Origin of the sequence: Zoogloea sp. (assembly GCF_044344315.1) — a bacterium.
GTDB lineage: Bacteria > Pseudomonadota > Gammaproteobacteria > Burkholderiales > Rhodocyclaceae > Zoogloea.
Map to the genome: position 1 here is coordinate 1 of NZ_JBIJDC010000160.1, position 7424 is coordinate 7424.

General features: G+C 65.3%; 7 protein-coding genes. 6 read left to right on the top strand and 1 reads right to left on the bottom strand.

The window, feature by feature from the left end; translation table 11 throughout:
- From ACIQ09_RS21190 to ACIQ09_RS21205, 4 genes are all read left to right on the top strand, one after another.
- The coding region (locus ACIQ09_RS21190) for a class II fructose-bisphosphate aldolase (protein ID WP_398314238.1) at positions 1–460 on the top strand (460 nt) is incomplete at its 5' end.
- A gap of 101 nt (positions 461–561) precedes the next feature.
- A complete protein-coding gene (locus ACIQ09_RS21195; protein WP_398314240.1) occupies positions 562–936 on the top strand; it encodes a hypothetical protein in 375 nt (124 codons plus the stop codon).
- A 148-nt stretch (positions 937–1084) separates the two neighbouring features.
- On the top strand, positions 1085–2386 hold the full coding sequence (locus tag ACIQ09_RS21200; protein WP_398314242.1) for a DUF3422 family protein: 1302 nt from the start codon (positions 1085–1087) through the stop codon (positions 2384–2386).
- A gap of 52 nt (positions 2387–2438) precedes the next feature.
- Positions 2439–3371 (top strand): phosphoribosylaminoimidazolesuccinocarboxamide synthase, encoded by a 933-nt coding sequence (locus tag ACIQ09_RS21205; RefSeq protein WP_398314244.1) that lies wholly within the window; start codon positions 2439–2441, stop codon positions 3369–3371.
- Positions 3372–3463: 92 nt separating this feature from the next.
- On the opposite strand, the gene ACIQ09_RS21210 is transcribed toward ACIQ09_RS21205, so the two are convergent.
- Positions 3464–4330, bottom strand: coding sequence for an HDOD domain-containing protein (locus ACIQ09_RS21210; RefSeq protein ID WP_398314246.1), 867 nt, complete (start codon positions 4328–4330; stop codon positions 3464–3466).
- Between the two features lie 110 nt (positions 4331–4440).
- Between ACIQ09_RS21210 and ACIQ09_RS21215 the strand changes: the two genes are divergently transcribed.
- Positions 4441–6510 carry a M3 family metallopeptidase gene (locus ACIQ09_RS21215; RefSeq protein WP_398314248.1) on the top strand — a complete coding sequence of 690 codons (2070 nt, stop codon included), beginning with the start codon at positions 4441–4443 and terminating at the stop codon, positions 6508–6510.
- Complete coding sequence (locus ACIQ09_RS21220; RefSeq protein WP_398314250.1) at positions 6507–6992, top strand: DUF4124 domain-containing protein; 486 nt, start codon at positions 6507–6509, stop codon at positions 6990–6992. The genes ACIQ09_RS21215 and ACIQ09_RS21220 overlap by 4 nt, the downstream gene beginning before the upstream one ends.
- The last annotated feature ends 432 nt before the right edge of the window (positions 6993–7424 follow it).

Below are 7424 nucleotides of genomic sequence, written 5' to 3' on the forward strand. Positions count from 1 at the left end.
ATTCAGCCGCAAGCCCACCGGCGACATCCTCGCCATCGAGCGCATCAAGGCCATCAACGCCCGCATCCCCAACACCCACCTGGTCATGCACGGCTCCTCCTCGGTGCCCCAGGAGCTGCTGGAAATCATCCGCCAGTACGGCGGTGACATGAAGGAAACCTACGGTGTGCCCGTCGAGGAGATCGTCCAGGGCATCAAGTACGGCGTGCGCAAGATCAACATCGACACCGACATCCGCCTGGCCATGACCGGCGCGATCCGCAAGTTCTTCGTCGAGAACCCGTCCAAGTTCGACCCGCGCGAGTTCCTCAAGCCGGCCCGCGAAGCGGCCAAGCTGGTGTGCAAGGCCCGCTTCGAAGCCTTCGGCACCGCCGGCAACGCCAGCAAGATCAAGCCCATCGGCCTGGACAAGATCGCCGCCAGCTACAAGAGCGGTGCCCTCAACCAGATCATCCGCTGATCCGGCCCCAGGCCGCCCAAGGTAAAGCAGCCCCCTCGGGGGCTGCGCCCCGCGCGGCAGTGGAGCGTGGACGTCCCTTTCATCTCCGAAAGCCCCTGCCCATGGCCCTTCCCTGGTCAACGCTCGTCAAGGCAATTCCCTGGTCCGACGTCATCGCCAAGGCCCCCGACATCGCCCAGGGCGCCCGCAAGCTCTGGCAGAAAGTCGGCACGCAGGACAGCGTCGGCAGCGCGGCGGCGCCGACAGCGGGCGACGCTCCCGATGCGCGCCTCACTGCGCTGACGGCCCAGGTGGCCGAGCTGAACGCCCGCCAGCAGGAAAGCGCCGAACTCCTCAGCGCCCTCGCCAACCAAAACGCCGAACTGGTCAGTGCCATCGCCGCACTCCGCCAGCGGAACCGCCTGCTCGGAGCCGCCACCGGCGTAACGGCGGTCATCGCCCTGGCTGCACTCACCCTGGCCCTCACCTCTCCCTGATACATCAGTGCTGATTTTGTTGCAGCGCAACAACGCAGTGTGACAGGCCGCACGCCTCTCCCCTTCAGCGGCCTTGCCAGCACACCTTCCGTAACGGCAAGATGAATCCCCGATCACCCCTGGCGAGTCGCCTCGCCCGCCCGATCCCATGACATTGCCCGACCACTTCGCCGAGCACGACCAGCGCCAGGCCCTCAACGACGAGTTCCACGCCCGCCCCCCGGTGCCTCTGGAGAGCCCGCAACTCATCAGCTACCTCGCCCTGCACCACGAGGGCGAGGCGCCCGGCGCCGCCCAACAGCACCTGATTGCCCTGAGCAAGCTCCTCGGCCAACCCATCGACGCCGCCGGTACCCACCGCCTGATCGACTTCGGCGACTTCCAGCTCAAGTGGGAACTCCACAACGAGTTCTCCAGCTACACCTTCTTCCGCGGCATCGCCCGGGGCGAAGGGCTCGATTCGAGCACCTCGGCGCTGGCCGTGGTACCCGAGGCCTGGCTCAAGAGCCTGCCCGGCAAGCTCATCGTCGCCACTCACGTGGAGCTGCGCTCTGCTGCCGAGGTGACGCCCGAGAGCGTCATGGCTCAGCTCTCCCCCACCGGGCGCCAGATGGTGGGCGCCACGGTGGCGGATGGCGCCGCCTGGGTGTTCACCGATTTCCTGTTCGAAGACGGCTTTTCCCGCTTTCTGGTCATCGATGTGTCCCTGACCCGCCGCCAGGCCGGCCGCACCGTGCAGCGCCTGGTGGAGATCGAGACCTACCGCCTGATGGCCCTGCTGGCCTTCCCGGTGGCCAAGGAAGTCGGCCGCCTGCTGGGCGCCACCGAGCAGCGCCTCGCCGACCTGATGGACCGCACCGGCTCCGCCCGCAGCACCGAGGACGAACGCAGCGTGCTGGCCGATCTCACCACCATGGCCGCCGAAGTCGAGCACTCCGTGGCCCGCACCACCTTCCGATTCGGTGCTGCCCGCGCCTATCACAGCCTGGTGATGCAGCGCATCGCCGAACTGCGCGAACGCCGCATCATCGGCCTGCCCACCTTCAACGAATTCATGGAGCGCCGCCTGCTCCCGGCCATGAACACCTGTGCGACCATGGCCCGCCGTCAGGAGGATCTGTCCAGCCGCGTGGCCCGCAACAGTCAGCTGCTGCGTACCCGCGTCGAAGTGGAGCTGGAACGCCAGAACCAGGAGCTGCTCGGCCAGATGAATCGCCGCGCCAAGCTCCAGCTGCACCTGCAACAGACTGTTGAAGGCCTGTCAGTGGTGGCCATCACCTACTACGCCTCGCAACTGGTGCAATACATGGCAAAGGGCCTGAAGCATCAGATCGAGCCCCTCACACCCGAAGGCATCACCGCCGCCGCTATTCCCCTGATCGCCGGTTTCGTGGCCTTCGGCCTGCACCGCATGCGCAAGCATCTGGCCGCAGCCGACGCCGGACACTGACCGACCCCCGCCACCCCGCTATAATCGCGTTTTGACCGACGGACACCAGACCGTGACCACTCCGATCTTCGAATCCTCCATCCGCAGCCTCACCCTGCTGGGCCGCGGCAAGGTGCGCGACATCTACGCCATCGATGCCGACACGCTGCTCATCGTCACCTCCGACCGCCTGTCGGCCTTCGACGTCATCCTCCCGGATCCGATTCCGCGCAAGGGTCAAGTGCTCACCGCCATGGCCAACTTCTGGTTCGCCAAGCTCGGCCACATCGTTCCCAATCAGCTCACCGGTATCGACCCCGAGAACGTGGTGGCCGCCGACGAGCGTGACCAGGTGCGCGGCCGTGCGCTGGTGGTCAAGCGCCTCACCCCGCTGCCCATCGAGGCCGTGGTACGTGGCTATGTGATCGGCTCCGGCTGGAAGGACTACCAGGACACCGGCGCCATCTGCGGCATCGACCTGCCCGCCGGCCTCAAGCAGGCCCAGAAGCTGCCCTTCCCGATCTTCACCCCGGCCAGCAAGGCCGAGGTCGGCGATCACGACGAGAACATCAGCTTCGAGCAGGCCCAGGCCCGCACCGATACCGTGCTCGCCGACGCCCTCAAGGGCACCGGCAAGACCGGCGCCCAGTTGGTGGCCGAAGCCCGCGATGCCGCCATCCGCCTGTATTCCGAAGCCGCCGACTACGCCGCCACCCGCGGCATCATCATCGCCGACACCAAGTTCGAGTTCGGCATCGACGCAGCCGGCACCCTGCACCTGATCGACGAAGCCCTGACACCCGACTCATCCCGCTTCTGGCCCGCCGACAGCTACGCCGAAGGCATCAGCCCGCCGAGCTACGACAAGCAGTACGTGCGCGACTACCTGGAAACCCTGGACTGGGGCAAGGTCGCCCCCGGCCCCAAGCTGCCGGACGAAGTCATTGCCCGCACCGCCGCCAAATACGTCGAAGCCTACGAGCACCTCACCGGCCAGCGCCTCTGAGCGTCGCGCCTGCGGCACCGCCCAAAAGCACACAACCCGCCTTGGCGGGTTGTGTGCTTTTGTCGGGTACTACACGTAGCGCGAAAGCGGATTCAGCCGACGTGGAACAAGGCCATCAGTGCATGGCGCTCCTCGGCGGACTCAGCCAGCGCCTGGGCCAGGCGGGTCTCGTCCAGCCCCAGGGTCGCTGCCCGGGCCAGGCCCTGACGAAAATCCTCATCCTCGGGCGAGAACGGGTTGCGCGACTCCGCCACCAGATTGGCGATGAAGATCAGATCGGGGATATTGGTGGGAGGCCACTCGCCCCCGTAGATTTCCGGGTTGTCTACCGCATCCACCAACTCTCGCGGCATGCTCATGGCGGCCAGCACCGCCCGCCCCACCGGGGGGTGCCAGACCCGCACCAGATCCGAAAGCGGACTATCGTCACTGAGCAGTTCGGGGTATTCCCACACCCGGGCCAGCAAAAAGAACTGGCCGATGTCGTGCACCATGCCGGCAAAGAAGGCCGCATCCCGATCCTGCGCCGTGCACAGCCGGGCCAGCACGCTGGCCGTTGCCGCCACATCCACACAGTGCGTCCACAGCTTGCGAATCAGCGGCTGGTAGGGGCCGAGCACCTCACGATGCATCAACTGCTCCGCCGCAACCGCCATGGCCAGGGCCCTCAGCTTGCCAAAACCGATACGCACAAGCGCCTTCGGCACATCGGTGACGATACGCCCGCTCGGGTTGTACCAGGCAGAGTTGGCCAGCGCCACGGTCCGGGCAGCCAGCAAGGGCTCAGCAGAAACCATGGTCGACATCCGGCCTAGATCCAGGTCCGGATTGTCGAGAGCTTCCAGCACCCGCATGGTCACTTCCATGGAGGTCGGAAAACGCAACTCGCCGCGCTCCAATTCCTGGTTGATCGAATGCAGGAAGGCCTGCTCCGCCAGATTCAACGCCTCGTCACTCACGCCCGTCCCCTTTGTACATGCCTGCCGTCCCGACTTCCGCCGCCAACACAGGCGACACTCTGCGCGGAATTCGGCAAAATGAAACCACTCAACCGACTGCTTTCAAAAAAATGACCGCCACCCCCACCACCTCGCCCCTGCTCGAACTGTCCGGCCTGCCGCGCTTCGACGCCATCCAGCCGGCCCACGTGGAACCCGCCGTGCGCAGCCTGCTCGATGCCCTGCGCAGCACCGTCGAACGCCTGCAGGATGATCCTGCCACACCCACCTGGGCCACTTTCGTCGAACCCATCGAGAACGAAGGCGAGCGCCTTGGCCGGGCCTGGGGCATCGCTGCCCATATGCACAGCGTCATGGACACCCCCGAATGGCGGGAGGCCTACAACGTGATGTTGCCGGAGGTCACCCGTTTTTACGCCGAATTGGGGCAAAACCTTAAGCTTTTCGAAAAATATAAAGCCATTGCCAATGGCCCCGAATATGCCACCCTTAGCCCGGCCCGTCGCCGCATCATCGACAACGAGCTGCGCGGCTTCCGCCTCTCCGGTGCCGAACTACCCGACGAGCAGAAACCACGCTTCCAGGCCATCCAGGAAGAGATGGCCGGCCTCGGTGCCAAGTTCTCCGAGAACGTGCTCGACGCCACCAACGCCTTCAGCCACCTGGTTACCGACGAAGCCGACCTCGCCGGCCTGCCCGAAGACGTCATCGCTGCCGCCCGGGAAGCGGCCGAGAAGGCCGGCCTCGAAGGCTGGAAGTTCGGCCTCAAGATGCCCTCCTACCTGCCGGTGATGCAGTACGCCGACAGCCGCAGCCTGCGCGAGACCCTCTACCGGGCCTACGCCACCCGCGCCGCCGAGATCGACAACGGCTACAGCAAGCCCGAATGGAACAACGGCCCGCTGATCCAGCAGATCCTGGCCCTGCGTGCCGAGGAAGCCCGGATGCTCGGCTACCGCAGCTATGCCGAAGTCTCCCTGGTGCCCAAGATGGCCGACACGCCGGATCAGGTGCTGGGCTTTCTGCGCGAGCTGGCGGTGAAGGCCAAGCCCTTCGCCGAGCGCGACCTGGCCGAACTCCGCGCCTTCGCCAGCGAGCAACTGGGCCTCACCCCCCTCGAACCGTGGGACGTGGCCTACGCCTCGGAGAAACTGCGCGTCGCCAACTACGCCTTCTCCGAACAGGAAGTGAAGGAATACCTGCCCGAGCACAAGGTGCTCGACGGCCTCATCAAGGTTGTCGAAAAGCTCTACCAGGTCAGCATCAAGCCCGACAGTGGCCCCGTCTGGCACCCCGACGTGCGCTTCTTCCGCATCGAGCGTGCCGGCCAGCTGGTCGGCCAGTTCTACCTCGACCTCTACGCCCGTGACACCAAGAAGGGCGGCGCCTGGATGGATTCCGCCATCACCCGCCGGCGCCTGGCCAGCGGCATCGAAACACCGGTGGCCTACCTGGTGTGCAACTTCCCTGGCCCGGTGGGTGGCAAACCCGCCACCTTCAGCCACGACGACGTGATCACCCTGTTCCACGAGACCGGCCATGGCCTCCACCACCTGCTCACCCAGGTGGACGATCTGGCCGTCTCAGGCATCCACGGCGTCGAATGGGATGCCGTTGAGCTGCCCAGCCAGTTCATGGAGAACTTCTGCTGGGAATGGGACGTGGTGCGCGAGATGACCGCCCACGCCGACACCGGCGAGCCCCTGCCCAAGGCCCTCTTCGACAAGATGCTGGCCGCCAAGAACTTCCAGAGCGGCATGGGCACCGTCCGTCAGCTCGAGTTCTCCCTGTTCGACCTGCTGGTGCACATGGATTTCGACCCGACCACCCAGGACTACCTGGATCTCCTCGCCGAAGTCCGCAAGGAAGTCGCCGTGCTGGTGCCGCCGGCCTGGCACCGCTTTCCCAACAGCTTCACCCACATCTTTGCCGGAGGCTATGCAGCCGGCTACTACAGCTACAAGTGGGCCGAAGTGCTGTCGGCAGATGCCTTCGCCGCCTTCGAAGAAGAAGGCCGACCCAAGGGCAGTGTGCTTGACGCCACCACCGGCCAGCGCTTCTGGAACGAGATCCTCGCCGTCGGCGGCAGCCGCCCGGCCCTCGAATCCTTCAAGGCCTTCCGCGGCCGCGAGCCGCAGGTGGATGCCCTGCTGCGCCACAGCGGCATGGTGCCCGCATGAAACCCGCCGGCCCCCGCGCCATCCTGCCCCTGCTGCTGGTGCTGCTCGCCGGCGCAGGGCCGGCGACGGCGCAGAACGCCTACCGCTGGGTGGACGAGCAAGGTCGCGTGCAGTACAGCGACCAGCCGCCCCCCCAGGTCATCAAGAAATTCGAGGAGCGCAACGTCCAGCCCAACCGGGGCAACGCCCAGCCCCCCTTCCTGACCCGCAAGGCCGCCGCCAGCTTCCCGGTAAGCCTGTACACCAGCAAGGACTGCGGCAAACCCTGCGACGACGGACGGGCCCTGCTCCAGAAGCGCGGCGTGCCCTTCAGCGAAACCACCATCGACAGCGCCGAGCAGGTCGAAGCCTTCAAGGCCCGCTTCCGCAAGGAACCCTTCGTTCCCACCCTGGTGGTCGGCCGCCAGGTAGAAGCCGGCCTTGCCGAGCCCCTGTGGCATAGTCTGCTCGACGACGCCGGCTATCCGGCCGGCAAGCGCTGAACGTATGCACAGCACCCTTCCATCCATGAATTGGCGGCAGCCCCGTCACTCTGGTCACTCGATCGCTGAGGTGGAGAGCTCCAGCACCTTGCCAGCGCCCCTGCTCTCCACCGTGGCAATAATCCAGAACGCCTTGCCGTTGCCCTTTTCCCTTAAAGCTGGGGCTGGGAAGATGCCCTGCGTCTCACATGGCACAAACCAAGACGCGCACTGAGGAGCACTCGTAATGCTGTGCCTGCAAGACACAACGGATTTGGATTTCAACGGCAAGGACTTGGATGGACTGGTGCACCTGCCCTATTGAACGCAACGCGGCAGGTATGTGCATCCCAGGGCAATTGCATCGATATGGCATATTTCCATAAAAATATCGTTCACTTTCATGTGCTTACAACACCCCTGTTCACAGCGCCATATTTTGTGTAGTTTCCT

Coding starts and splice junctions, on each gene's coding strand:
- ACIQ09_RS21200 (WP_398314242.1), top strand. CDS start 1,085: ATGACATTGCCCGACCACTTCGCCGAGCACGACCAGCGCCAGGCCCTC.
- ACIQ09_RS21195 (WP_398314240.1), top strand. CDS start 562: ATGGCCCTTCCCTGGTCAACGCTCGTCAAGGCAATTCCCTGGTCCGAC.
- ACIQ09_RS21215 (WP_398314248.1), top strand. CDS start 4,441: ATGACCGCCACCCCCACCACCTCGCCCCTGCTCGAACTGTCCGGCCTG.
- ACIQ09_RS21220 (WP_398314250.1), top strand. CDS start 6,507: ATGAAACCCGCCGGCCCCCGCGCCATCCTGCCCCTGCTGCTGGTGCTG.